This is a genomic window from Streptomyces sp. NPDC006326, assembly GCF_040612915.1.
GTDB lineage: Bacteria > Actinomycetota > Actinomycetes > Streptomycetales > Streptomycetaceae > Streptomyces.
The window spans coordinates 38,697-63,649 of record NZ_JBEXRC010000018.1 but is presented as its reverse complement, the minus strand read 5'-3'; the positions used below and the strand labels follow the sequence as shown (position 1 = coordinate 63,649).

The 24,953-nt window shown below is 73.3% G+C and carries 23 protein-coding genes and 1 tRNA gene; 10 read left to right on the top strand and 14 right to left on the bottom strand.

Going from position 1 to position 24,953, the window contains the following annotated elements; translation table 11 throughout:
• Positions 1 to 141 precede the first annotated feature (141 nt).
• From ABZ128_RS16455 to ABZ128_RS16440, 4 genes are all read right to left on the bottom strand, one after another.
• The gene (locus ABZ128_RS16455) at positions 142 to 348 is read right to left on the bottom strand and encodes a cold-shock protein (RefSeq protein ID WP_328925160.1); all 207 of its coding nucleotides are present in this window, start codon (positions 346 to 348) and stop codon (positions 142 to 144) included.
• A 191-nt stretch (positions 349 to 539) separates the two neighbouring features.
• The gene (locus tag ABZ128_RS16450) at positions 540 to 1,697 is read right to left on the bottom strand and encodes an acetyl-CoA C-acetyltransferase (protein WP_356848966.1); all 1,158 of its coding nucleotides are present in this window, start codon (positions 1,695 to 1,697) and stop codon (positions 540 to 542) included.
• Positions 1,698 to 1,724: 27 nt separating this feature from the next.
• Positions 1,725 to 2,339, bottom strand: coding sequence for a TetR/AcrR family transcriptional regulator (locus ABZ128_RS16445; protein WP_356848965.1), 615 nt, complete (start codon positions 2,337 to 2,339; stop codon positions 1,725 to 1,727).
• Between the two features lie 15 nt (positions 2,340 to 2,354).
• Complete coding sequence (locus ABZ128_RS16440; protein ID WP_356848964.1) at positions 2,355 to 3,188, bottom strand: SDR family oxidoreductase; 834 nt, start codon at positions 3,186 to 3,188, stop codon at positions 2,355 to 2,357.
• A 57-nt stretch (positions 3,189 to 3,245) separates the two neighbouring features.
• On the opposite strand from ABZ128_RS16440, the gene ABZ128_RS16435 reads away from it, so the two are divergent.
• Positions 3,246 to 4,391 (top strand): acyl-CoA dehydrogenase family protein, encoded by a 1,146-nt coding sequence (locus tag ABZ128_RS16435; protein WP_356848962.1) that lies wholly within the window; start codon positions 3,246 to 3,248, stop codon positions 4,389 to 4,391.
• Positions 4,391 to 5,389: an acyl-CoA dehydrogenase family protein gene (locus tag ABZ128_RS16430; protein WP_356848961.1), complete on the top strand. Its 999-nt coding sequence runs from the start codon at positions 4,391 to 4,393 to the stop codon at positions 5,387 to 5,389. Before ABZ128_RS16435 ends, ABZ128_RS16430 begins: the two co-directional genes overlap by 1 nt.
• 82 nt (positions 5,390 to 5,471) lie before the next feature.
• Here ABZ128_RS16430 and ABZ128_RS16425 read toward each other — a convergent pair whose 3' ends face one another.
• Genes ABZ128_RS16425 through ABZ128_RS16410 form a run of 4 tightly spaced genes read right to left on the bottom strand, consistent with a single transcriptional unit; the run spans position 5,472 to position 7,529 of the window.
• Positions 5,472 to 5,990, bottom strand: a complete 519-nt coding sequence (locus tag ABZ128_RS16425) for a hypothetical protein (protein ID WP_356848960.1) — start codon at positions 5,988 to 5,990, stop codon at positions 5,472 to 5,474.
• Complete coding sequence (locus ABZ128_RS16420) at positions 5,987 to 6,793, bottom strand: methyltransferase domain-containing protein (protein WP_356848959.1); 807 nt, start codon at positions 6,791 to 6,793, stop codon at positions 5,987 to 5,989. Before ABZ128_RS16420 ends, ABZ128_RS16425 begins: the two co-directional genes overlap by 4 nt.
• A 10-nt stretch (positions 6,794 to 6,803) precedes the next feature.
• A complete protein-coding gene (locus ABZ128_RS16415; RefSeq protein WP_356848958.1) occupies positions 6,804 to 7,163 on the bottom strand; it encodes a hypothetical protein in 360 nt (119 codons plus the stop codon).
• A 51-nt stretch (positions 7,164 to 7,214) separates the two neighbouring features.
• A complete protein-coding gene (locus ABZ128_RS16410; RefSeq protein ID WP_356848957.1) occupies positions 7,215 to 7,529 on the bottom strand; it encodes a hypothetical protein in 315 nt (104 codons plus the stop codon).
• Positions 7,530 to 7,598: 69 nt separating this feature from the next.
• Between ABZ128_RS16410 and ABZ128_RS16405 the strand changes: the two genes are divergently transcribed.
• Positions 7,599 to 7,673, top strand: a tRNA-Ala gene (locus ABZ128_RS16405).
• A gap of 15 nt (positions 7,674 to 7,688) precedes the next feature.
• Here ABZ128_RS16405 and ABZ128_RS16400 read toward each other — a convergent pair.
• The gene (locus ABZ128_RS16400) at positions 7,689 to 8,417 is read right to left on the bottom strand and encodes a glucose 1-dehydrogenase (protein ID WP_356848956.1); all 729 of its coding nucleotides are present in this window, start codon (positions 8,415 to 8,417) and stop codon (positions 7,689 to 7,691) included.
• 111 nt (positions 8,418 to 8,528) lie between these two features.
• Here ABZ128_RS16400 and ABZ128_RS16395 point away from each other — a divergent pair, with 111 nt between their 5' ends.
• The 3 genes from ABZ128_RS16395 to ABZ128_RS16385 are packed head-to-tail and all read left to right on the top strand — an operon-like array spanning position 8,529 to position 10,426.
• Entirely contained in the window at positions 8,529 to 9,146 is a 618-nt protein-coding gene (locus tag ABZ128_RS16395; RefSeq protein ID WP_356848955.1) for a PadR family transcriptional regulator, read from the top strand.
• Positions 9,143 to 9,871 carry a VWA domain-containing protein gene (locus ABZ128_RS16390; RefSeq protein ID WP_356848953.1) on the top strand — a complete coding sequence of 243 codons (729 nt, stop codon included), beginning with the start codon at positions 9,143 to 9,145 and terminating at the stop codon, positions 9,869 to 9,871. The genes ABZ128_RS16395 and ABZ128_RS16390 overlap by 4 nt, the downstream gene beginning before the upstream one ends.
• 36 nt (positions 9,872 to 9,907) lie before the next feature.
• Entirely contained in the window at positions 9,908 to 10,426 is a 519-nt protein-coding gene (locus ABZ128_RS16385; RefSeq protein ID WP_356848952.1) for a pyridoxamine 5'-phosphate oxidase family protein, read from the top strand.
• On the opposite strand, the gene ABZ128_RS16380 is transcribed toward ABZ128_RS16385, so the two are convergent.
• Positions 10,410 to 11,705: a DUF1906 domain-containing protein gene (locus ABZ128_RS16380; protein WP_356848951.1), complete on the bottom strand. Its 1,296-nt coding sequence runs from the start codon at positions 11,703 to 11,705 to the stop codon at positions 10,410 to 10,412. The two genes, ABZ128_RS16385 and ABZ128_RS16380, sit on opposite strands and share 17 nt — an antisense overlap.
• 151 nt (positions 11,706 to 11,856) lie before the next feature.
• A complete protein-coding gene (locus ABZ128_RS16375) occupies positions 11,857 to 12,786 on the bottom strand; it encodes an NAD-dependent epimerase/dehydratase family protein (RefSeq protein ID WP_356848950.1) in 930 nt (309 codons plus the stop codon).
• Between the two features lie 112 nt (positions 12,787 to 12,898).
• Between ABZ128_RS16375 and ABZ128_RS16370 the strand changes: the two genes are divergently transcribed.
• Entirely contained in the window at positions 12,899 to 13,876 is a 978-nt protein-coding gene (locus tag ABZ128_RS16370) for a helix-turn-helix domain-containing protein (protein ID WP_356848949.1), read from the top strand.
• A 46-nt stretch (positions 13,877 to 13,922) separates the two neighbouring features.
• On the top strand, positions 13,923 to 14,351 hold the full coding sequence (locus ABZ128_RS16365; protein ID WP_356848948.1) for a hypothetical protein: 429 nt from the start codon (positions 13,923 to 13,925) through the stop codon (positions 14,349 to 14,351).
• Between the two features lie 410 nt (positions 14,352 to 14,761).
• Here ABZ128_RS16365 and ABZ128_RS16360 read toward each other — a convergent pair whose 3' ends face one another.
• The 3 genes from ABZ128_RS16360 to ABZ128_RS16350 form a co-directional block, all read right to left on the bottom strand.
• Entirely contained in the window at positions 14,762 to 16,222 is a 1,461-nt protein-coding gene (locus ABZ128_RS16360; RefSeq protein ID WP_356848947.1) for a glutamate synthase subunit beta, read from the bottom strand.
• Positions 16,215 to 20,777 carry a glutamate synthase large subunit gene (gene gltB, locus ABZ128_RS16355; protein ID WP_356849071.1) on the bottom strand — a complete coding sequence of 1,521 codons (4,563 nt, stop codon included), beginning with the start codon at positions 20,775 to 20,777 and terminating at the stop codon, positions 16,215 to 16,217. The genes ABZ128_RS16360 and gltB overlap by 8 nt, the downstream gene beginning before the upstream one ends.
• 414 nt (positions 20,778 to 21,191) lie before the next feature.
• A complete protein-coding gene (locus tag ABZ128_RS16350) occupies positions 21,192 to 21,923 on the bottom strand; it encodes a VIT1/CCC1 transporter family protein (RefSeq protein WP_356848946.1) in 732 nt (243 codons plus the stop codon).
• 248 nt (positions 21,924 to 22,171) lie between these two features.
• Here ABZ128_RS16350 and ABZ128_RS16345 point away from each other — a divergent pair, with 248 nt between their 5' ends.
• Positions 22,172 to 23,158 (top strand): ADP-ribosylglycohydrolase family protein, encoded by a 987-nt coding sequence (locus tag ABZ128_RS16345; protein WP_356848945.1) that lies wholly within the window; start codon positions 22,172 to 22,174, stop codon positions 23,156 to 23,158.
• 620 nt (positions 23,159 to 23,778) lie between these two features.
• Entirely contained in the window at positions 23,779 to 24,948 is a 1,170-nt protein-coding gene (locus tag ABZ128_RS16340; protein ID WP_356848943.1) for an ADP-ribosylglycohydrolase family protein, read from the top strand.
• Positions 24,949 to 24,953 lie beyond the last annotated feature (5 nt).

The window sequence follows — 24,953 nt, the reverse complement described above, 5'->3', positions numbered from 1 at the left end:
GAGAAAGTCCTCCTGAAACCGGCAGGTACGACGGGTACAGCCAATACAACGGGTGGTGCGGGGGTGACGGGAAACCGTCGGAAACAGCAGACAAGCCGGGGTCCGCACCTCGCGGTGCGGACCCCGGCGTGCTGACCGGCCTTAGTTGGCGGGGAGGATGTTCTCCGCCTGGGGGCCCTTCTGGCCCTGCGTGACGTCGAAGGACACGCGCTGGCCCTCCTGCAGCTCACGGAAGCCGGAGGTGGCGATGTTCGAGTAGTGGGCGAAGACGTCCGGGCCGCCGCCGTCCTGCTCGATGAAGCCGAAGCCCTTTTCCGAGTTGAACCACTTCACGGTGCCAAGTGCCATGTGAATCTCCTGAATAGATGGCAAGGGCCCCATCCGGGAGATTCCGGGAAAAACAATAAAAGCGCCTGAGGAACATTCCCGTCAGGCGCACATAAAGTTCATGGGTACCACAACTGCAACGTGACCAAGCTAGCACACCTTCGCAGGGCCGGGGGCCGAGCCCCCGGCCGGACGGCGTGTCGGCGGGCCTGTCAGAGGCGCTCGATGATGGTGACGTTGGCCTGGCCGCCGCCCTCGCACATGGTCTGGAGGCCGAAGCGGCCGCCGGTGCGTTCCAGTTCGTGGAGCAGGGTGGTCATCAGTTTCACCCCGGTGGCGCCCAGCGGGTGGCCGAGGGCGATGGCGCCGCCGTTGACGTTGACCCGGTCGGGGTCGGCTCCCGTCTCCTTCAGCCAGGCGAGGACGACCGGGGCGAACGCCTCGTTGATCTCCACCAGGTCGATGTCGTCGAGTGACATGCCGGTCTTCTTCAGGGCGTACGCGGTGGCGGGGATCGGGGCCGACAGCATCCGGATGGGGTCCTCGCCGCGTACGGAGAGGTGGTGGATGCGGGCGCGGGGGCGCAGGCCGTGTTCGGCGACGGCCCGCTCGGAGGCGATGAGGAGGGCCGCGGCCCCGTCCGAGACCTGGGAGGAGACGGCCGCGGTGATCGTGCCGCCCTCCAGGACGGGCCTGAGGCCGGCCATCTTCTCCAGGGTGGTGTCCCGGCGCGGGCCCTCGTCGAGGCGTACGTCCCCGTACGGCTCGGTTTCGCGGTCGAAGCGGCCCTCGTCGAGGGCCCGGACCGCCCGCTGGTGGGAGCGCAGGGCGAACTCCTCCATGTCCCGGCGGGTGATCCCCCATTTCTGCGCGATGAGCTGGGCGCCGTGGAACTGGTTGACCGGTGCGTCCCCGTACCGAGCCCGCCATCCCTCGCTGCCGGCGTAGGGGCCCTCGGTGAGGCCGAGGGGCTCGGCCGCCTGCCGGGAGGCGAAGGCGATCGGGATCATCGACATGTTCTGGGTGCCGCCGGCGACCACCAGGTCCTGGGTGCCCGAGAGGACTCCCTGGGCGGCGAAGTGGACGGCCTGCTGGGAGGAGCCGCACTGGCGGTCGACGGTGACCCCGGGCACCTCCTCGGGCAGTCCCGCCGCCAGCCATGCGGTCCGCGCGATGTCTCCGGCCTGCGGCCCGACGGTGTCCAGGCAGCCGAAGACGACGTCCTCCACCGCCGCCGGGTCGATGCCGGAGCGGGCGACGAGCGCCTTGAGCACATGGGCGCCGAGGTCGGCGGGGTGGACCGCGGACAGGCCGCCGCCCCGGCGTCCGACGGGGGTGCGTACCGCTTCGACGATGTAGGCCTCGGGCATCGGGGGCTCCTTCGACTCGGGGTCGGGTCAGGTGCGTACGGCGATCCCGTCCAGGACCATCGACAGGTACTGGCGGGCGATCTCCTCGGGGCTGTGCTGTCCGCCCGGCCGGTACCAGGACGCGGCCACCCACACCGTGTCGCGCACGAAGCGGTAGGTGAGGCGGATGTCGAGGTCGGCCCGGAAGACCTTGGCCTCCACCCCGCGCTCCAGCGTCCCCAGCCAGGCCTTCTCGAACTTCACCTGGGAGTCGGACAGGTAGTGGAAGCGGGGCTGCACGGACAGGTGCCGGGCCTCCTTCTGGTAGATCGCGACGGCGGCGCGGTGCCGGTCGATCTCCCGGAAGGACTCGGTGACGAGGGCCTCGATGGTCCGCCTGGGGTCGAGTCCGGCGGCCAGGACGCTGTCGTAGCCGGCCCACAGCTCGTTCAGGAAGGACGAGAGGATCTCGTCGAGCATCGATTCCTTGGAATCGAAGTGGTAGTAGAGGCTGCCGGCGAGCATGCCGGCGGCGTCGGCGATCTTGCGGACGGTGGTGGCGTTGTAGCCCTGCGCGGCGAAGACCTCGGCGGCGGTGTCGAGGAGTTCGCGGCGCCGCTCGGGTGAGGGCGTCACCTGGGTCTTCTTCTGGTTCGTCGGCACAGGCCCATTCTCGGCCTATGCGTGCTGGCTGCTGACCGAGACGGTCTCGCCGGTCATGTACGAGGAGTAGCCGCTGGCCAGGAAGACGATGACGTTGGCCACCTCCCACGGCTCGGCGTACCGGCCGAAGGCCTCGCGGGCGGTCAGCTCGCGCAGCAGCTCCTCGCTGGTGACCTTCACCAGGTGCGGGTGCATGGCCAGGCTGGGGGCGACCGCGTTCACGCGTACGCCGAACCCGGCCGCCTCCAGGGCGGCGCAGCGGGTCAGGGCCATCACCCCGGCCTTGGCGGCGGCGTAGTGGGCCTGACCGGTCTGGGCGCGCCAGCCGATGACGGAGGCGTTGTTGACGACGACCCCGCCGGTGCCGGACGCCTTGAGGGAGCGCAGGGCGGCGCGGGTGCAGCGGAAGGTGCCGTTCAGGGTGACGTCGAGGACCTTGCCCCACTGTTCGTCGGTCATGTCGACGAGGGCGGCGGTGCCGCCGAGGCCGGCGTTGTTGACGACGACGTCGAGGCCGCCGTGGGCCTGTTCGGCGTGCGCGAACAGGGCGCGGACCTGGTCCTCGTCGGTGACGTCGCAGGGCAGGGAGGTGACGCGGCCGGCGCCGAACTCGGCGGTGAGCGCGTCCTCGGTCTCCTTCAGGCGGCGGGCGTGGGCGTCGCCGATGACGATGCGGGCCCCTTCCTCCAGGAAGCGGCGGGCGGTGGCGCCGCCGATGCCGGCTCCGGCGGCGGCGGTGATGACGGCGGTGCGGCCCTCCAGCAGTCCGTGCCCGGCCACGTACGCGGGTGCGGGACGGGTCGGCGTCTCCTTCGGCCGCGGGGGGCGGGATTCCTCGACGCTGCTCATGGCCGTACGTTAATCTACCAAACACTTGTTAGGGAAGCGTGGAGGAGGCGACGGCTGATGGACCTGACCCATGGGGCGGACGTGGAGGCCTTCCGGGCCGAGGCCCGCGCCTGGCTCGCCGCCCGTGTGCCCGCGGACCCGCTGCCCTCCCTGGAGACGGCGGAGGGCTTCGCGGCGCACCGCGCGTGGGAGGCGCGGCTCCACGCGGACCGCTGGGCCGTGGTGTCCTGGCCCGAGGAGTACGGGGGCCGGGGCGTCGACATCGAACGCTGGCTGGTGTTCGAGGAGGAGTACTGGGCGGCGGGCGCCCCCGGCCGGGTCTCGCAGAACGGCATCCACTTGCTGGCCCCCACGCTCTTCGACCACGGCACCCCCGAACAGCGCGCGCGGGTGCTGCCCTCCATGGCGAGCGGCGAGGTGGTCTGGGCGCAGGCCTGGTCGGAACCGGAGGCGGGCTCCGACCTGGCGTCACTGCGGTCCAGGGCGGTCCGTACCGAGGGCGGCTGGCTGCTGTCGGGGCAGAAGACCTGGTCCTCGCGGGCGGCCTTCGCGGACCGGGCCTTCGGCATCTTCCGCACGGACCCGGACGCGCCCAAGCCGCACCAGGGGCTCACGTACCTGATGTTCGACCTGCGGGCCCCGGGGGTCACCGTGCGGCCCATCGGCCGCCTGGACGGCAAGCCCGCCTTCGCGGAGCTCTTCCTCGACGAGGTGTTCGTACCGGACGAGGACGTGATCGGCGAGCCGGGCCAGGGATGGCGGATCGCGATGTCGACGACGGGCAACGAGCGGGGCCTGACGCTGCGTTCCCCGGGCCGCTTCCTCGCCGCGGCCGATCGGCTGCTCGCGCTGTGGCGGACGGCCGGTGACCTGGCCGACACCGCGTCGGCCGGCCGGGTGGCGGACGCGCTGGTCGGGGCGCGGGCCTACGAACTGTTCACCTGGGCGAGCGTCGCGCGGCTGGCGGCCGGGGAGGGCATCGGCGCCGAGTCCAGCCTGAACAAGGTGTTCTGGTCGCAGTACGACATCGCCCTGCACGAGACGGCGCTGGACCTGCTGGGGGCGGACGCGGAGCTGGCGGAGGGGCCGTGGGCGGAGCCCTGGCTCTTCTCGCTGGCCGGTCCCGTCTACGCCGGCACCAACGAGATCCAGCGCGACATCATCGCCGAGCGGCTGCTCGGCCTCCCGAAAGGCCGCCGCTGATGCGCTTCCTGCCGACCGGGGAACAGGCCGACTTCGCCCGTACCCTGCACTCCCTGCTGGCCTCCGCCGAGGTCCCGGCGGCGGTACGGGCCTGGGCGGCCGGGGACCCGGCGCCCGGGCGGGCGCTGTGGGGCCGGCTCGCGCGGGCGGGCGTCTTCGCGCTGGCGGCGGAGGAGGAGTACGACGGCGCGGGGCTGCTGCCGGTGGAGCTCTCGATGGCCCTGGTGGAGTGCGGCCGGGCCGGGGTGCCGGGGCCCGTGGTGGAGACGGCGGCCGCCTCGCTCCTGCTGTCCCGGCTGGCCCGGACGGGCGACGAGGCCCTGGCCAAGCGCTTCCTGCCGGGCCTGGTCTCGGGCGAGGCGTCCGCGACGCTGACGCTGCCCGGCACCGGCCCGTACGCCCTCGACGCGGACGCGGCCCCGTACTGCTTCACGGTGTCGCAGGAGGGCGAGCTGCGGCTCGCGCCGGTGTCCGGGTCCGGGCTGCTGCGGTCCACGGACCCGGCGCGGCGCCTCTTCCGGCCGCCGCCGGGCGGGGAGCTGCTGGCGGCGGGCCCCCGGGTCGTGGCGGCGGCGCGGGAGGCGGCGTCGTGGGCGCGGCTGCTGACGGCGGCCCAGTGCCTCGGCGTCGGCCTGGCGCTGCTGGAACGGACGGTGGAGTACGCGAAGCAGCGCAGCCAGTTCGGGGCGCCGATCGGCAGCTTCCAGGCCGTCAAACACCGGCTGGCGGACACCCTCCTCGCGCTGGAGTTCGCCCGGCCCCTGGTGTGGGCCGCGGCGCTGGCCCCGGGCCCCGGTGAGGTGGCGGCGGCGAAGCTCGCGGCGGGCGAGGCGGCGTACGGGGCGGCCATGACGGCGCTCCAGCTCCACGGCGCGGTCGGCTACACCGAGGAACTGGACCTCTCCCTGTGGCTGCGCAAGGCCCGCCCCCTGCGCGACGCCTGGGGCACGCCGGCCCAGTGCCGGGCGGAGGTGCTGCGGGCCGCCGCCGGGCGGTGACGCGCGGCCCGGCCACCGTCGCCGGGGCCCGGGCCGGCCACCGCCTGCCGGCCCCGCTCGGCGTACCGCGGCAGCCCGTGCTTCACGTGCACTGCGGGAGCCTTTCGGGGGTCTCGCCGCGCGCCTGCTCGGCCTCGCGCATCCGTACGCGCCAGCCGTCCTCCCCGCCGTTTCCGTCCAGCCGGACGTGGAGGGCCTTGGTCTGCCCGGTGTCGTGGAAGGTGAGCACCAGGGCCTCGCGCCCATCTCCTGGGCTGCAGAAGGCTGCGGTGACCTGCCCCCGGGCGCCCTGGTGGAACTCCGCGATCCAGCCCCGCGCGACCTTCGTCGCCTCACCGGGCGAACTGTCGCTGCTCGCGAGCGAGGCGAGCTTCCCCTCGTCGCCGTCGCCGAGCCGCCAGACGACCTCCTGGACGAGCCGCAGCGAGCCCGCGGACGGATAGCCCTGCACGCGCAGCGGCTCGTGGGTGCTGAAGTCCTCGTAGTAGCGCACGTCGCCGTCCCCGGCGCGCCAGGAGGCACAGCCGGTGAGGCTGCCGAGCACCAGCACGAGCACGCACACGGCCGGCGCGGCCGGTGCGAGAACGGCGGACCCTCTCACGGGACCGCCACGGCGAGGGTGACGACGTACTGCTCCTCGACGAGCCCGCCGGGGAAGAGGCGGCCGAGGCGGGTCCGTTCGGCGGTCAGGAACTCGGCCGTGGCGGTTCCGCCGAGTACGAGGAAGGCGGAGTGGCTGGCCAGGTTGGCGAGGTGGGCGTCGAGCGGGACACGGCGTGACCAGGGCACCTGGCGGGTGGTGAAGGCCAGTTCGGGCGGCAGCGCGCGGAAGGTGGACCCGCCGGCGCCGAACAGGGCGCGGATGCGCGCGTCCTGCGCGGCGATCCAGGGGACGGTGGTGTCCGCATCGTTCCACCACAGGGCGAGCGCGCCGCCCGGGCGCAGCACGCGGCGGGCTTCGGGGACGGAGCGGGCGGGGTCGGTCCAGTGCCAGGCCTGGGCGTAGGTGAGGAGGTCGAGGCTCGCGCCGGCGAGCGGCAGCCGGTCCCCGTCCCCGCGCACGAGCGGGATCCCGGGATGCGCGCGGCGGAACTCGGCGGCCATGCCGTCGCCGGGTTCGACGGCGAGGACCTCGGCCCCGCGGGCGCGCAGCAGGCCGGTGGCGATGCCGGTCCCGGCCCCGACGTCGGCCACCCTGGCCCCCCGCAGCGCCCGCCCGCTGAGCTCCTCGACGGCGTCGAACAGTTCCTCGGGGTACCCGGGCCGGTGGGCGGCGTAGAGCGCGGCGGCCGCATCGAAGGACCGCGCCCGCGTGCGGACGGGGGCGGGTCCCGCGGCGGGCCCGGCGCCGGGCTCGGGGGCAGGCTCCGGCTCGGGCGCGGGTGTGCGGGGCGCGGTGGTCATGGCGCCATTCTCACCGGAACTCCCGCACCACCTCGATGCGTCCCACGATGTGCGCGTTGAACTCCTCCAGCTCCCCTGCCGGAACCCACAGCTCCAGGATCGTCTCGCCGCCCGCCTGCCGGACCGGGTAGCGGGCCAGGAACGCCGAGTCGACCTCGAAACGCGTCACGAAGCCCGCGCCGTCGTGCCGGACGTTCCAGTCGCGGGCGATGCGGATCGCGTAGTCCTCGTTCAGGACGGGGTAGAAGATCGGCTGCTCGGGCAGGCGCGGCGGCCACGCACGCCAGTCGAGCGCGCGGACGAGGTCGAGCTCGACCGGGCCCGTCGGGCGCCAGAGCGTGGTCGTGGGGGACGTCGTCACGGGGTGCATGGAGGCCGACCCTAGGCCCGGCGCCTCCGGCCCGGCCAGCGGGTTTCCCGCTCAGGCGGTCCGGCGGGCGTGGCGGGTCAGGGTCACCGTCTGCAGGACCAGCAGCAGGGCCGCCGCCGCGCCCGAGGGCGAGAGGGGGTGCGGGGCGTCCCAGGCGCGGCTGCCGAGTGCGGCGATGCCCACCGCGGCCAGGGCGATCAGGAAGCGGGGCACGAACTCGGCCTCGGTGCCGTGCAGGACGCCGGATCCGACGACGAAGACGGCCAGCAGGACGGGGATCCAGGGGGCGCCGTCCGGGCCGCGCAGCAGCAGGACCGCCCCGTACTCCACGGCCAGGACGAGCAGATGGCGCAGCAGCATCGACATGAGCAAATCATGCCGGTCGGAAAACCGGACGCGTCCGCGCCGGGTGATCACGTAGGGTCCGGTCCAAGGGCGGGGTCGTAGCACAGAGGTAGTGCGCCTGCACGGCATGGAGGAGGACGCCGGTTCGAATCCGGCCGCCCCGCCCCCCTCCGGTCCGGTTCAGCGGGCCGTCATGCCGCCGTCGACCGCGAACTCGGTGCCCGTCACGTACGAGGACGCGTCCGAGCAGAGGAAGAGCACCAGCTCCGCCACCTCCCGCGGGCGGCCCATCCGCCCCAGCGGCACGTGCGACCAGTCCTGCCCCGACACCGCGGAGATCATCGGGGTGTCGATGGCGCCCGGGTGCACCGAGTTGACCCGGATCCCGTCCCCGGCCAGGTCCAGCGCCGCCGAGCGGGTCAGCCCGCGCAGGCCGAACTTGGTGGAACCGTAGGCCGCGTGGCCCGGGATGCCGACCAGGCCCGCCGTGGAGGAGATGTTCACGATCGAGCCGCCCCCGGCCGCCCGCAGCAGCGGGGCCACCGCCTGGATGCCCAGGAACGGCCCGAGCAGGTTGACCCGCAGCAGCTGCTCGAACTCCTCGGGCCGCTGCTGCTCGACGTGGGCCGTGCGCCACAGTGCCGCGTTGTTGACCAGCGCCGAGACGGTCCCGAAGGCCCGTACGGCCGCGCGGACGGCCTGCGCCCAGCTGTCCGCGTCGGTCACGTCGTGCCGTACGTACAGCGCCTGGCCGCCGAGTTCCGCGGCCACCGCCCGGCCCTCTTCCTCCCGTACGTCGGTGACGACCACGCGTGCCCCCGCCTGCGCGCACAACCGGGCCTCGGCGGCGCCCTGGCCGCGTCCGGCGCCGGTGATGAGGACGACCTTGCCGTCGAGCGGGAACGTCATGGACCGGCCTCCAAGCGCCGAACGCCCTGTGCCTGAGAGGCATATACCTAGCAGTCATGGCATGCGGGAGGAAGAGGAGCGGGCCGTGCGGCCGGCCGTAGACTGCGGCGCGTGGCAGACGACTCGGACAGGCCCGGGCTCCCGGCGACCGGCTGGGCGGTGCTCGGCCTGCTCTCCTTCGGGCGGGAACTCTCCGGCTACGACCTGAAGAAGTGGTCGGACCGCTCGCTCGGGTTCTTCTACTGGAGCCCGTCCTTCAGCCAGGTCTACGGTGAGCTCAGGCGCCTGGAGGCAGCCGGTTACGCCTCCTCCCGGCGGGTGTCGGAGGAGAACCGCACCCGCGACAAGCGGGTCTACCGGATCACCGACGAGGGCATGGCCGCCGTCAAGGCCTGGGCCCGCGAGGCTCCCGTCGACCCGCCCGTCCTCAAGCACGGACCGATGCTGCGGCTGTGGCTGGGCCACCTGCTGGAGCCGGAGCAGCTGCGCGAACTCCTCGCCGGCCAGCGGGATTACGCGGAGGGCTTGCGCGAGCGGGCGGCGGCCGACCTGGCCGCGGCCGGCCTGGCGGCCGCGGCCGGGACGGACGGGACGGACGGGACGGGCCGGGTGACGCACCCCGTGCTCGCCCTGCGGTGGGCGGAGCGGTACTACGCCTCCGAGCGGGACCTCGCCGCCGCCATGCTCGATGACATCGCCCGTACCGGCGACGTACCCTCGGGGCCATGACGCGCAGCGCGATCGGCCTCCGCACGATGGAAGCGACCGCTCCGGCGCTCGTGAACCTCTACAAGAGCGCGGGGATTTCGCTGCGCAAGCACGGTCTGGAGGGCGGCCGCGCGGCGGTTTACCTGGTCCTGGACCACTCGGGGTCGATGCGTCCGTACTACCGGGACGGCACCGTGCAGGCGCTCGCGGACCGGGTGCTGGGACTGTCCGCGCACCTGGACGACGACGGCCGGGTGCCGGTGGTGTTCTTCTCCACCGACATCGACGCCGTCGAGGAGATACCCCTGGCCGGGCACGCCGGGCGGATCGCGGAGATCGCCTCCCGGCTCGGCCACATGGGCAAGACGGCGTACCACGTGGCGATGGACGCGGTGATCGACCACCACCTCGATTCCGGGTCGGGCAAACCCGCCCTCGTCGTCTTCCAGACGGACGGCGGCCCGGTGGACCGGCTCGCGGCGGAGCGCTACCTCTGCAAGGCGGCCCGGCTGCCGCTCTTCTGGCAGTTCGTCGGCTTCGGCAACACGCGCAGCACGCAGTTCGACTTCCTGCGCCGGCTGGACGAACTGCCCGTCCCGGAGCGCCGTGTCGTGGACAACGCCGGGTACTTCCATGCCGGGCCGGATCCGCGGGCGGTGCCGGACGGGGTGCTCTTCGACCGGCTGGTCTCGGAGTTCCCGTCCTGGCTGGCGGCGGCCCGCGAGGCGGGCATCGTGCGCGTCTGAGCGGCGGCGACCGGGGGCAGGCGCTTTGATGGACGTATGACGACGAACAACTGGGCAGCGTTCGAACGACAGGAACCGGAATTCGCGGCGGCGGTCCGGGCCCGTTTCGCGCAGTACCCGCACCACGTCCTGGCCACCCTGCGCAAGGACGGCTCCCCGCGGCTGGCCGGGCTGAATGTCGACATCCGCGGCGGTGAACTGTGGCTCGGCATGATGCCGGGCTCCCTGAAGGCCAGGGACCTGCAGCGCGACCCGCGCTTCGCGCTGCACACCAATCCCGGCGCGGGCGAGGAGATGCCCGACGGGGACGTGCGGATCTCCGGGCGGGCGATCGAGCTGCTGGACCCGCCCGAGCTGCACCGGTACGCGGAGGAGACGGACACCCCGCACCCCTTCCACCTCTTCCACGCCGACCTGACCGAGATCGTCCACATCGGCATCGACGGCGACGAGCTGGTCGTGCGCACCTGGACCCCGGAGCGCGGGCTGCGCACCATCCGGCGGGGCAACGACGACGAGCCGCCGCGCGAGGAGCCCGCTAGCCGAGCAGGGTGAGCAGGCCGGGCGGTGGGCCGGCGTCGGCCGGGAGCGCGGCGGGGTCGACGTCGACCCAGCTGCGGTCGATGTTGATCGTGACTCCGCCGTACGTGGCGTCGTGGTCACCGCGGTACTGGTGGGCGCGCCGCCGGCCGGCCCACTGCGGGGTGCCCTCGGGCAGGCCCATGTCCGCGTCGGCGACCGCGGCCCGGCCGTTCCAGGAGGCGGCCCAGAGGACGTCGGGCATGGCCTCGGGCGCCTGGTCGTGGTGGGCGCTGAGCGCCTGGGCGCCGGAGCTCGCGGAGGTGTAGGCGCCCGCGCGGTAGCCGAGCTCGTGCAGCCGGACCGTCCAGGCGGTGAGGTAGGAGACGACCGGGGGGTCCCAGGTCTCCCGGTCCGTGTAGTGCTCAAGGTCGTTGTAGAGCACGGTGCCTTCGGCCAGGCCGAGGCCCCGGGCCGCCTCGGCGGCGCCCTCGGCGGCGTCCCGGCCCTGGCCGTCGGCCTCGGAAGGGTCGGTGGACAGGCCGGTGGTGGAGCTGTGCCAGGGCTGCGGGCCCACCCACAGCGGCATCAGGTGCCACCCCGCGTCGGCCTGCCGCCCGATCCAGGCGGCGGTGAGCTGCGGCTGGGCGCAGGCGCGGGCCCGGCCGCCGATGTAGATGCCGATCGCGCCGAACGGCGAGGCGGCCCGCCAGCTGTCCATGGCGTTCTGGGTGGGGGCGGTGCAGGCATCGAAGCCGTGTCCGGTGAAGGGCTCCTGGCCGGTACGGGGGCGGGGCCCGGCCACGGCCCCGGCCGGGACGACGGCGGCGCCGTGCGCCGCGGCCCGGGCGGCGGCCCGCGCCAGGACCTCCCGTACGCCGTCGGGGGTGTTCCCGTACGACAGCGTGGCCATCACCCCGGGGCGGCGCAGGGCGTAGCGGACCTCGTTGCTCTCGCCGCGGGCCTCGGGCAAGGCCGCCGCTCCGCCGACCTCGACGGTGGGGATGTCGGCGCGGGGCGGGGCCCCGTCGAGCGGCTCCAGGTGCAGGGTGTCGGCGCGGGTCCGCACGGCCCGGCCGGTGCATTCCCGCTGGGCGCCGGCGTGCCCGAGGTACAGCGTGGGCAGGTCGAGGCGCAGGCAGGCGTCGGGGTGGCGGTCGAGGTCGACGACCCGCCAGTGGCCGGGGACGCCCAGGCTCAGCCCGTGGTAGTCGACGGTGGTCCCGTCGGCGGCGGCGGGGGCGGCGACGGGTGCGGCGACGGGGGCGAGCAGGGCGGCGCCGAGCACACAGGCCGACATCATTCGGGAGGGCATGCGGCACTGTTACCAGACCCGCGGACCCCCGGTCGGACGCCGCCGCGCCCCCTTCCGCTCCCGGCGGCGCCGCACATCACCCGCACGAGCGAAGGTAACCCGCCGAGCCGGGGGCGCGGGCGGCGGTCGGCGCCCGCCGGGGCGCCCGGGGTCACCGGCCGCGCTCCCCCGCCTCCTGGACCATCTCCTTGAGGACGAGGTCCAATGCGGTGGCCCGGACGCCGAGCACCCGCTCGGTCTCGGCCGCGTCCAGGCGCAGCTCGCGCTCGTAGAGGTAGCCCATCTCGGAGATTTCGGCCATCACCTCGTCCGTGGCGGCCAGCGCGGCCATCTGCTCGGGGCTCATCGCGGTCAGCCCCGGGGCCGGCATTCCGGCGGCTTCGGCCAGGCGGAGCGCCAGCTCCCGGGGGGACAGTTCGGACACCGACGGCACGTGCCAGGCGCGGCCCCAGCTGTCGTCCCGAGCTCCGGCGGCGACCAGCGTGCGCGCGACGTCCGTCACGTAGGACCAGCTGTGCGGGGAGTCCAGGTGGGCCGGGACGACCGCCTCGGCGCCCGCCAGTACCGCCGGGGCGATGGCCAACGTGAACAGGGAAATTGCCCCGCGACCGACAAAGTCGCTGGCCCGGACCTCGGTCACCCGCACCCGGCCGGCCTCGTGCGCGGCCAGCGCGTCCCGCCACATGGCGGCGCGGATCCGCCCTTTGTCGGAGACGGGCTTCATCGGCAGTCCTGGCGTGAGGGGGCCGTCGGCCTCGCCGTACCCGTAGACGTTGCCCAGCATCACGTAGTCGGTGCCGGTGCGCCCGGTCGCCCTCAGGAGCGAGGCCGCGAGCGGCGGAAAGCCGGTGCGCCAGTCCTGGTAGGCGGGCGCGGCCGCGTTGTAGAGCGTCCGGGCGCCGTGCAGCAGCTGCGTCAGCCGGTCGGTGTCGGTGAGGTCGGCTGCCACGCGCTCGACGAGCGGGTGCTCCGGCCCGCTGCCACTGCGGGTGATGACGCGGACCTGCTCGCCCGCTTCGGCGAGCAGGCGGGCGGTGGCGGTTCCGATGGGACCGGCGCCGGTGACGACGTGCAGGGCCATGGCTGTACTCCCGTGAAGACAGGGCGGATCCGTGTGATCGGCGGATCAACTCTCGCTCCGGGGAGGGCCGTACAGTAGTGGCCCGAATGCCAGCCTTCCGGAGATTCGAGCCATGACGTCGATCCGCCTGCACCGCGTCGCGGTGATCGCGGTGCCCCCGGTGACGACCTTCGATCTGTCGATTCCGGAGGTGGTGTTCGGTGCGACGCGCGCCGAGGGCGACCCGGCCTACGAGGTGACGATCTGCACCGCCGATCCCGGCGTGGTGGAGGCAGCGATCGGCGTGGACGTCGTCGTGGGACGGGGCCTGGACGCCGTTGAGCAGGCCGACACGGTGATGGTCACGGGGACGGGCGACCGCGTCCGTACGGACCCCCGGGTCCTGGAGGCCCTGCGGACGGCGGCCGCACGGGGCCGGCGCATCGCTTCCATCTGCACGGGCGCGTTCGTACTCGCTCAGGCGGGGCTGCTCGACGGCCGGGCGGCGACGACCTTCTGGACCATGTCGGAGGAGTTCGCGCGGCGCTTCCCGGCGGTCGAGATACGGCCCGACGTGCTGTTCGTGGAGGACGAGGGGGTGCTGACCTCCGCGGGGCTGTCCGCGGGCATCGACCTGTGCCTGCACATGGTGCGCTGCGATTTCGGCTCCGCCGTGGCCAACGCCACCGCCCGTCTGGTGGTGGCGGCCCCGATACGGCCGGGCGGGCAGGCCCAGTTCATCCGGACCCCGCTCCCGCCCGAGCGGGGCACCTCGCTCACGCAGACCCGTGCCTGGGCGCTGGCCCGCCTGCACGAGCCGACCAGCCTCGCCGACCTGGCCGGCCACGCGGGCACGAGCACCCGCACCCTGACCCGCCGCTTCCGCGCCGAAACCGGCCTCAGCCCCCTCCAGTGGCTCCTGCACCAACGCCTGGACCGCGCGCGGGAGATCCTGGAGACCACGACCCTCCCGATGGACCAGGTCGCCGCCCGCAGCGGCCTGGGCACAGCGGACTCCCTGCGCACCCACCTCCTGCGCCAGACGGGACTCACCCCGTCCGCGTACCGGGCGACGAGGCGCGCGAAGGCCGTTGTCAGTGCCGCTGGTTAACGTGATCGATGTCGGGGACACACCCGGCACGACCATGGGGGATCACATGAAGAAGCAGGTTCGCAAAGGCGGCAAGGCCGCCGTGCTCACCACACTGGTCGCAGCCCTCATGCTCACGGCAGGCGCGGCCCAAGCCGCAGCCGAGAACGAAGTCATCGCCTATCCGGGCCCCGACGGCCTGATCTGGATTCCCGAGCAGACCGGCCCCGGCGGCTTCGTCTCGGGCGGCCTCTCCTCCCGGCTGGACACCTTCATCACCTTCGGCTGCGCGGGCGGCGGCAGCATCGAAGTGAGCTTCCACCTCGACAACCACCCTGACCGCGACCCGGCCCCCTTCACCGTCGACTGCCAGGACACCACCCCGACCCAGGTCACCGTCCCCCTCGGCACCGGCCTCCACGGCGGCTTCGGAGCCGGGGTGACGACCTCCTCCCCCTCCATACGCTGGGGCGCCACGGTCGTCCAGCCCGAGTAACCGGCCCATGCACGCCACAGCGCCCGTCATCCCTGGTCGGGGACATGACGGGCGCTGTGTCGGGGGTCCGCACTCCGTTGTGCGGTCCGTATGAGGGGTCCCGGCTATACCGGGGGTGATGCAAGCTCCCCGCCACCCACCCGACGGCCGGAGGCCGGCGCAGCCGGGCCGAAGCCCGGAAGGCCGCCCGCGGCCGAGCGGTGCGAGTGCCCGGCGTCCCAAAGGAGCCATGACGGGCGCTGTGTCGGGGGTCCGCACTCCGTTGTGCGGTCCGTATGAGGGGTCCCGGCGATACCGGGGGTGATGCAAGCTCCCCGCCACCCACCCGACGGCCGGAGGCCGGCACAGCCGGGCCGAAGCCCGGAAGGCCGCCCGCGGCCGAGCGGTGCGAGTGCCCGGCGTCGGAAGGGTCAGACCGTCAGGGCACGGTCCGTCGGCTTGACCGGGTACGGGAGGGTGCTGCTGCCGGTCAGGTAGCGGTCCACGCCGCGGGCCGCGGAGCGGCCTTCGGCGATCGCCCAGACGATCAGGGACTGGCCGCGGCCGGCGTCGCCCGCGACGAAGACGCCGTCGACGTTGGTCGCGTAGGAGGCGTCGCGCTCGATGTTGCCGCGGGCGTCGAGCTCCAGGCCGAACTGGTCGACCAGGCCGTTGGACTGGTCGGTGCCGGTGAAGCCCATGGCGAGGGTGACCAGCTGCGCCGGGAGGGTGCGTTCCGTGCCCTCCTTCTGGACGAGCTTGCCGTCGATGAACTCGACCTCGACCAGGTGCAGGGCCTGGACGTTGCCGTCCTCGTCGCCTTCGAAGTGGGTGGTGGAGACGGAGTAGACCCGCTCGCCGCCCTCCTCGTGCGCGGAGGTGACCTTGTACAGCATGGGGAACGTCGGCCAGGGCTGGCCCGAGGGGCGGTCCTCGGACGGCTTCGGCATGATCTCCAGCTGGGTCACCGACAGGGCGCCCTGGCGGTGGGCGGTGCCGACGCAGTCGGCGCCGGTGTCGCCGCCGCCGATGACGACCACGTGCTTGCCCTCGGCGGTGATCGGCGGGGCGACGAAGTCGCCCTCCTGCACCTTGTTGGCCAGGGGCAGGTACTCCATCGCGAAGTGGATGCCCTTGAGCTCGCGACCCGGGACCGGCAGGTCGCGGGAGACGGTGGCGCCCGCCGCGATGACCACCGCGTCGAACCGCTTGCGCAGGTCCGTGGCGGTCAGGTCGCGGCCGATCTCGATGCCGGTGCGGAACTTGGTGCCCTCTGCGCGCATCTGCTCGATGCGGCGGTTGATGTGCACCTTCTCCATCTTGAACTCGGGGATGCCGTAGCGCAGCAGACCGCCGACGCGGTCGGCGCGCTCGTACACCACCACGGTGTGTCCGGCCCGGGTCAGCTGCTGGGCGGCGGCCAGACCCGAGGGGCCGGAGCCGATCACGGCGACCGTCTTGCCGGAGAGCCGCTCCGGGGCCTGCGGGGTGACGTCGCCGTTGTCCCAGGCCGTGTCGATGATCGAGACTTCGACGTTCTTGATCGTGACGGCGGGCTGGTTGATGCCGAGGACGCACGCCGACTCGCACGGCGCCGGGCACAGCCGGCCCGTGAACTCCGGGAAGTTGTTCGTCGCGTGGAGGCGCTCGGACGCGGCCGACCAGTCCTCACGGTAGGCGTAGTCGTTCCACTCGGGGATCAGGTTCCCGAGCGGGCAGCCGTTGTGGCAGAACGGGATGCCGCAGTCCATGCAGCGGCCGGCCTGCTTGCTGATGATCGGGAGCAGGGAGCCGGGGACGTAGACCTCGTTCCAGTCCTTCAGCCGCTCGGCCACCGGACGGGTACAGGCGGTCTCGCGCGGGGTGGTGAGGAAGCCCTTCGGGTCAGCCATGGGTCGCCGCCTCCATCATCTTCTCCGTGGTCTCGGACTCCGAGAGTCCGGCCAGCTCAGCGGCGTCCTTGGCGGCGAGCACTGCCTTGTACGTGGTCGGAATGATCTTGCTGAAGCGGTCCACCGAGGCGGACCAGTCAGCCAGGAGCTTCGCGGCCACGGTCGAGCCGGTCTCCTCCTCGTGGCGGCGCACCACATCGTGCAGCCACTGCTTGTCGGCGTCGGACAGGGCCTCGACGGCGCCCGCGTTGCCGGAGTTGACGTTGTTCGGGTCGAGGTCGACGACGTAGGCGATGCCGCCCGACATGCCGGCCGCGAAGTTGCGGCCCGTCTCGCCGAGGACGACGGCCGTGCCGCCGGTCATGTACTCGCAGCCGTGGTCGCCCACGCCCTCCGAGACGACCAGGGCGCCGGAGTTGCGGACGCAGAAGCGCTCGCCGGTGCGGCCCCGCAGGAACATCTCGCCGCCGGTGGCGCCGTAGCCGATGGTGTTGCCGGCGATGGTCGAGTACTCGGCGAGGTGGTCGGCGCCGCGGTCGGGGCGGACCACGACCCGGCCGCCCGACAGGCCCTTGCCGACGTAGTCGTTGGCGTCGCCCTCCAGGCGGAGGGTGATGCCCTTCGGCAGGAAGGCGCCGAAGGACTGGCCGGCCGAACCGGTGAAGGTCAGGTCGATGGTGTTGTCGGGCAGGCCCGCACCGCCGAACCGCTTGGTGACCTCGTAGCCGAGCATGGTGCCGACGGTCCGGTTGATGTTCCGGATCGGGACCTGCGCGCGGACCGGCTGGGCGGCCTCGGCGTTCGGCGCGTTCAGGGCCTCGGCGGCGAGCTCGATCAGCTCGTTGTCGAGGGCCTTCTGCAGACCGTGGTCCTGCTCGATCAGGGCGTGGCGGACCGCGCCCTCGGGCAGCGCCGGCACGTGGAAGAGGGGCTCCAGGTCGAGGCCCTGCGCCTTCCAGTGGGTGACGGCCTGGGTGGTGTCGAGGAGTTCGGCGTGGCCGACGGCCTCCTCGATGCTGCGGAAGCCGAGCTCGGCGAGCAGCTCGCGCACCTCCTCCGCGATGAACTCGAAGAAGTTGACGACGAACTCGGGCTTGCCGGAGAAGCGCTCGCGCAGCACCGGGTTCTGGGTGGCGACGCCGACCGGGCAGGTGTCCAGGTGGCAGACGCGCATCATGATGCAGCCGGAGACGACGAGCGGCGCGGTGGCGAAACCGAACTCCTCGGCGCCGAGCAGCGCGGCGATGACGACGTCGCGGCCGGTCTTGAGCTGGCCGTCGGTCTGGACCACGATGCGGTCGCGCAGCCCGTTGAGCAGCAGGGTCTGCTGGGTCTCGGCGAGGCCGAGCTCCCAGGGGCCGCCCGCGTGCTTGAGCGAGGTGAGCGGGGACGCGCCCGTACCGCCGTCGTGGCCGGAGATCAGCACGACGTCCGCGTGGGCCTTGGAGACACCGGCGGCGACGGTGCCGACACCGACCTCGGAGACCAGCTTCACGTGGATGCGGGCGGCCGGGTTGGCGTTCTTGAGGTCGTGGATCAGCTGAGCCAGGTCCTCGATGGAGTAGATGTCGTGGTGCGGCGGCGGGGAGATCAGGCCGACGCCCGGGGTGGAGTGCCGGGTCTTGGCGACCCACGGGTAGACCTTGTGGCCGGGCAGCTGGCCGCCCTCGCCGGGCTTGGCGCCCTGCGCCATCTTGATCTGGATGTCGTCCGCGTTGACGAGGTACTCGCTCGTGACGCCGAAGCGGCCGGAGGCGACCTGCTTGATCGAGGAGCGGCGCGCCGGGTCGTACAGGCGCTCCGGGTCCTCGCCGCCCTCACCGGTGTTGGACTTGCCGCCCAGCTGGTTCATGGCGATGGCGAGGGTCTCGTGCGCCTCCTTGGAGATGGAGCCGTACGACATGGCGCCGGTGGAGAAGCGCTTGACGATCTCGGAGACCGGCTCGACCTCGTCCACGGAGATGGACGGGCGGTCGCTCTTGAAGCCGAACAGGCCGCGGAGCGTCATCAGGCGCTCGGACTGCTCGTTCACCCGGTCGGTGTACTTCTTGAAGATGTCGTACCGGCGGTTGCGGGTGGCGTGCTGGAGGCGGAAGACCGTCTCCGGGTCGAACAGGTGCGGCTCGCCCTCGCGGCGCCACTGGTACTCGCCGCCGATGTCCAGCGCGCGGTGGGTGGCCGCGATGCCGGAGGCCGGGTACGCCTTGGCGTGGCGGGCGGCCACCTCCTGGGCGATGACGTCCAGACCGGCGCCGCCGATCTTGGTGGCGGTGCCCTGGAAGTACGTGCCGACGAACTCCTCGTTCAGGCCGACGGCCTCGAACACCTGGGCGCCGCGGTAGGAGGCGACCGTCGAGATGCCCATCTTGGACATGACCTTCAGGACGCCCTTGCCGAGGGCGTAGATCAGGTTCTTGATGGCCTGCTCCGGCTCCAGGCCGGACAGGAAGGTACCGGCGCGCAGCAGGTCCTCGACGGACTCCATGGCCAGGTACGGGTTCACTGCGGCGGCGCCGTAGCCGATGAGCAGCGCGACGTGGTGCACCTCGCGGACGTCGCCGGCCTCGACGAGCAGGCCCACCTGGGTGCGCTGCTTGGTGGCGATGAGGTGGTGGTGCACGGCGGAGGTGAGCAGCAGCGAGGGGATCGGCGCGTGCTCGGCGTCCGAGTGGCGGTCCGAGAGGACGATCAGGCGGGCGCCGTTCGCGATGGCCGCGTCGGCCTCGGCGCGGATCTCCTCGATGCGGGCGGCGAGGGCCTCGCCGCCGCCGGAGACCCGGTACAGGCCCGAGAGGGTGGCGGCCTTCATGCCCGGCATGTCGCCGTCGTGGTTGATGTGGATGAGCTTGGCCAGCTCGTCGTTGTCGATCACCGGGAAGGGCAGGGTGACGCTGCGGCAGGACGCGGCGGTCGGCTCCAGCAGGTTGCCCTGGGGGCCCAGCGAGGACAGCAGCGAGGTGACGAGCTCCTCGCGGATGGCGTCCAGCGGCGGGTTGGTGACCTGCGCGAACAGCTGCGTGAAGTAGTCGAACAGCAGCCGGGGGCGCTCGGAGAGGGCTGCGATCGGGGAGTCCGTGCCCATGGAGCCGAGCGGCTCGCCGCCGGTACGGGCCATCGGCGCGAGGATGACGCGCAGCTCTTCCTCGGTGTAGCCGAAGGTCTGCTGGCGGCGGGTGACCGAGGCGTGGGTGTGCACGATGTGCTCGCGCTCGGGCAGGTCCGTCAGCTCGATCTCGCCGCTGTCGAGCCACTCGGCGTACGGCGCCGCGGCAGCCAGCTCGGCCTTGATCTCGTCGTCCTCGATGATCCGCTTCTGGGCGGTGTCGACGAGGAACATCTTGCCGGGCTGGAGGCGGCCCTTGCGGACGACCTTGGCCGGGTCGATGTCGAGCACGCCGACCTCGGAGCCGAGGACGACGAGGCCGTCGTCGGTGACCCAGTAGCGGCCGGGGCGCAGACCGTTGCGGTCGAGGACCGCGCCGACCTGGGTGCCGTCGGTGAAGGTGACGCAGGCCGGGCCGTCCCAGGGCTCCATCAGGGTGGAGTGGTACTGGTAGAACGCGCGGCGCGCCGGGTCCATGGAGGTGTGGTTCTCCCAGGCCTCCGGGATCATCATCAGCACGCTGTGCGGGAGGGAGCGGCCGCCGAGGTGGAGCAGCTCCAGGACCTCGTCGAAGGAGGCCGAGTCGGAGGCGTCCGGGGTGCAGATCGGGAAGATCCGGTCGAGCGCGCCCTCGCCGAAGGCCTCGCTGGCCAGCTGGGACTCGCGGGCCTTCATCCAGTTCCGGTTGCCCTTGACCGTGTTGATCTCGCCGTTGTGCGCGACGAAGCGGTACGGGTGGGCCAGCGGCCAGGACGGGAAGGTGTTCGTGGAGAACCGCGAGTGGACCAGGGCCAGCGTCGAGGCGAAGCGGCGGTCGGAGAGGTCCGGGAAGAAGGGCTCCAGCTGGCCGGTGGTCAGCATGCCCTTGTAGACGATGGTGCGGGCGGAGAGCGACGGGAAGTACACCCCGGCCTCGCGCTCGGCGCGCTTGCGCAGCACGAAGGCCTTGCGGTCCAGCTCGATGCCCGTCGTCCCGTTGCTCACGAAGAGCTGGCGGAAGGCCGGCATGGTGGCGCGGGCGCCGTTGCCGAGCAGGTCCGGGGTGACCGGGACCTCGCGCCAGCCGAGGACCGTGAGGTTCTCCTCGGCGGCGATCGCCTCGATCTGCTCCACGGCGACGGCCTGTGCGGTGCCGTCGGCGGGGAGGAAGGCGATGCCGACGGCGTAGGCGCCGGCCTCGGGCAGTTCGAATCCGGCCACCTCGCGCAGGAAGGCGTCCGGGACCTGGGAGAGGATTCCGGCGCCGTCGCCCGAGTCCGGCTCGGATCCGGTGGCGCCGCGGTGCTCAAGGTTCCGCAGTACGGTCAGCGCCTGCTCGACCAGCGTGTGGCTGGCCTCGCCGCTGAGGTTGGCCACAAAGCCGACGCCGCAGGCGTCGTGCTCGTTGCGCGGGTCGTACATGCCCTGGGGGGCGGGGCGACCGTCCATGGGCGACCAGGCGGTGGTGCTCAGGCCGGTCGCGGAGTGCGTGGATGCGGAACGCATCGGCTCTCCCGTCGTCGTCGTGGCATTTGCATAGCCGAGGGACGACGTTGGCCCTCTGCGAAATTTCGTGCAGGTTACATGATGACCGCAATCCCGAGAAGCGGATATGCCGTTTCACCATGCGGACACTGCACGCAGCAGAAAGAAGCGGAGCGAGCAGAGAAGAGGGACCTTCGCGGGGGTTCAGCGGGTTCGGTCTTCAGCAGAGGATGAGAAGCACGTCGAGCAGACGCACATCACAGGGGGCGAAGGTCCCGACGCGGTGTGAGGGCATCGTTGCCCCGGAGCGCCCTCGTCTGATGCCCGTCGGACACGGGCCTGAAACCGCAGGGTAATGGATTACTTATGTTGCCGACTGCATAGTGCCTCATCGGCGCCCGGTCAGCCTATGGCTGCGCCGATCCAGGTGCCCAGGACGTACGTCACACCGGCGGCCGCGCCGCCCAGCAGCAGCTGCCGCAGGCCGCTGTACCACCAGGACCGGGCGGTGACCCGGGAGACGACCGCGCCGCAGGCGAAGAGGCCGAGAAGGGCGAGCAGCACCGCGGGCCACAGGGACGTGGCGCCCAGCAGGTACGGCAGTACGGGGATCAGCGCCCCCAGCGCGAAGGAGCCGAAGGACGAGACGGCGGCCACCATCGGCGACGGCAGGTCGTCGGGGTCGATGCCGAGCTCCTCGCGGGCGTGGATCTCCAGCGCCTGCTCGGGGTCGCGGGACAGCTGCATCGCCACCTCGCGGGCCAGGGCGGGCTCGACCCCGCGGGAGACGTAGAGCTCGGCGAGCTCCTCCATCTCGTCCACCGGGTGCTTGCGCAGCTGCTGGCGTTCTATGTCGAGTTCGGCGAGGACCAGCTCGCGCTGCGAGGCCACGGAGGTGTACTCGCCGGCCGCCATCGAGAAGGCGCCGGCCGCCAGGCCCGCGAGGCCGGTGATCACGATGGTCTGCGGGGCGACGGCGCCGCCGGCGACGCCGGTCATCAGGGCGAGGTTGGAGACGAGCCCGTCCATGGCGCCGAAGACGGCCGGCCGCAGCCATCCACCGTTGACGTCGCGGTGGGTGTGGTTGTCGCGGTGCGCCGTGTGCAGCGGTGCTTCGATGTCGATGATGGACATGCGGCGTATCTCCCCTTTTGTACGGACGGGCTCTGCGAGGCGTCCCACTCCCCCTGCCACCTCGAAACTACGCACGATTTTTCGCGCCCGCCAGCAAGGAAGGCCGTACTTACCTGGGGATTTGGGGGTCGGCGACCGGGTGACGGGGGTGCGGGCGGGGTGTTTCGCGGCGACCGACAAACCACCTGTCGTGGCACAAATCCCCCAAGGGCTCAGGATGAGGCCATCAAGTGGAGAGGCGCCGCGCCATGGAGCTGATCGCATGCAGTCCACAGGTCCTCCTCGAACGGGCCAGGGGCGCTCTTCTGGGCCTCGCGGTGGGCGACGCGCTGGGCGCCCCCGCCGAGAACATGAAACCGTCGGAGATCCGGGCGAAATGGGGCCGCATCGAGGGCTTCGTCTCGCAGGACCCGGCCGGCACGGACGACACCGAGTACGCGATCTTCTCGGGGCTGCTGCTGGCCCGCCACGGGTCGGCGCTCACCGTCTCCCACGTGGAGCGGGCCTGGCACCACTGGATCGCGGACCTGGACGAGGGCCCGTTCCGCGGAGCGGGCTTCAGCGAACGCGGAACCCTGGAGAACCTCCGCCGGGGCCTCGCGGCGCCCATCTCCGCGCAGCACCGGCACGCGTGGTCGGACGGGCTGGCGATGCGGGCGGCCCCCTTCGGGGTGTTCGCGGCGGGCCGCCCCGCGGAGGCGGCGCGGCTGGTCGCGATCGACGGCACGGTGAGCCACGACGGGGAGGGCATCTACGGCGGCCAGGCGGTGGCCGCGGGCGTCGCGGCGGCGATGGCCGGCGGATCGCCGGCCTCTGTCGTATCGGCGGCCCTGTCGGTCATCCCCTCGGGCTCCTGGACGGCCCGCTCCCTGCGCCGCGCCGTCACGGCCGCCCCGCGCGGCGAACGGGCGGTGCGCTCCGCGGTGGTGATCGGCGGCTACCCGTGGACGGACCTGGCGCCGGAGGCGGTGGGCCTGGCGTTCGGGGCATTCGCGGCGGCGGGCGGGGACTTCGCGGGGTCGGTCCTGACGGCGGTCAACATGGGCCGCGACGCCGACACCACCGCGGCGGTGGCGGGCTCGCTGGCCGGCGCCCTCTCGGGCGCCGCCGCCATCCCCGCCGCCTGGTCCTCGGCGATCGGACCGGTACGCGGCAGCTGCCTCCCCTCGATGCGGGGCTACCACGTCCTGGACATCGCGGACCTCCTCACCCCGGAATCCGAGCCGCCCCGATGACGACGACTCCCACCCCGTCGGCAACCCCCCAGACCGACGACCTGACGAAACCCCGCCCACCCGGTCGGTCCACGCCCCCGACACCGGCCGAAGTCACGACGGCCCCCGCGCCGGCCGACAGCAGGGCGAAGCCCCCGGGCGGGGGGTTCACGGAGCCTCCGGGCGAGCCCGTTCCGGCGGAGCCGGCCTCGGCGGACGGCCCGCCCGACTCCGCCCCGGCAGAGCCCCCGGCGGTGGTCTGGGTGGCCGGAGGAGCCGGGAGCGGGTGGGCGGGGGCGCGGGGTGGCGCCGCCGGGGTCCGGGGCGGCACGGGCACCGGCCCGGGGGGTGATCCCGTCGAGGCGGCACTCGCCGCGGCCCCCGACCCGCACGGGGCACGTGGCTCCGGCGGCGGGGTCGGACTGGCTGCGGAGCAGGCTCCCGGGCCCCTGGGGGGCGGCACCGGGTCGGCTGCGGAGCAGGTTCCCGGACCCGCGCGGGGCGGCGGCAGCGGCGGGAACGGAGCGGAAGGCCGGGGCGGCGGGGTCGGGCTGGCTGCGGAGCAGGCTCCCGGGCCCCCGGGGGGCGGCACCGGGCTGGCTGCGGAGCAGGTTCCCGGGCCTGCGCGGGGCGGGGGCGGGGTGGGGGGCCGCCCGGCGCGGGTCCGGACCGCCGCCGCGCCCCCCGCAGGGGCCCGGCGGATCGAGGGTTTGCTGCTCGGGCTCGCCGCAGGCGACGCCGCCGGGTGGCCCGCCGCCCGGCACCGGGCCAGCCGGATGCCCGACTGGACCCGCCGGCTCACCCGCGAGCTCGACACCTTCGCCGAGCAGAACGCCACCACCACCCTCCCCGTCCCCATCGCCCTCAACCAGCCCCCCGAGCCCCTGCGCCTCGGCCCCTCCGACGACGCCGAATGGGCCGCCTTCGCCGCCGAGTCCGTACTGACCGCCGCCGGGGTCCTGCTCAGCGACCTGTCCCGGTCCCGCCGGATGCGGGCCGCCATCGACCTCGCCTGGAACGCCCTGGCCAGCGAGGTCGCCGCCGCGGCCGAACGCGCCCCCGAGGTCGAGTCCGCCGTCCTCCCGCTGCGCGCCCGGATCTCCGTACGGGCCGGCCTCGGCAACCTCGCCGCCGGCCTGCGTCCGCCCGCCACCGGCCACGACAACCCGCACTACTTCGACGACGCCGCCTGCGTGCGCGCCTGCGTCCTCGCCGTCGTGCACCCCGGGGACCCGGCCGCCGCGGCGGCCCTCGCCGAGTTCGACGCCCGCTACACCCAGGACGGCGACGGAGTCCACGGCGCCCGCGCCATGGCCGCCGCCATCGCGGCGGCCCTCGCCGGCGCGGACACCGACACCGCCGTCGACGCCGCCCTCGGCCAGCTGCCCGAGGCCACCGAGATCGGCCGCAACGCCCGCCACGCCGTCGGGCTCGCCCGCGCCCACACCGACGGTGACGGCGCGTTCGCCATCGTCCCCACCCTCGAACACGAGATCGTGGACCACGTCTACAGCTACGGCATCGCCGCGGCCGAGACCGTCCCCGTCGCCCTCGCCCTCGCGACCGCCGCCCGCGGCCGGGCCGTCGAGGCCGTCCCGGCCGCCGCCTGCCTGTCGCGGGTCGCGGACTCCGCACCCGCCCTCGCCGGAGCGCTCACCGGCGCCCTCGGCGGCGGCGACTCCCTGCCCCCCGCCTGGCGCGAGGCCTGCCGGAGGCTCTCCGGCTGCGCCCTCCCCCGCCTCGCCGGCACCGACCTCGTCGAACTCGCCGCGCTGCTCGCTCGTACGGAACTCACCTCGTTCAAGGGATGATTCGG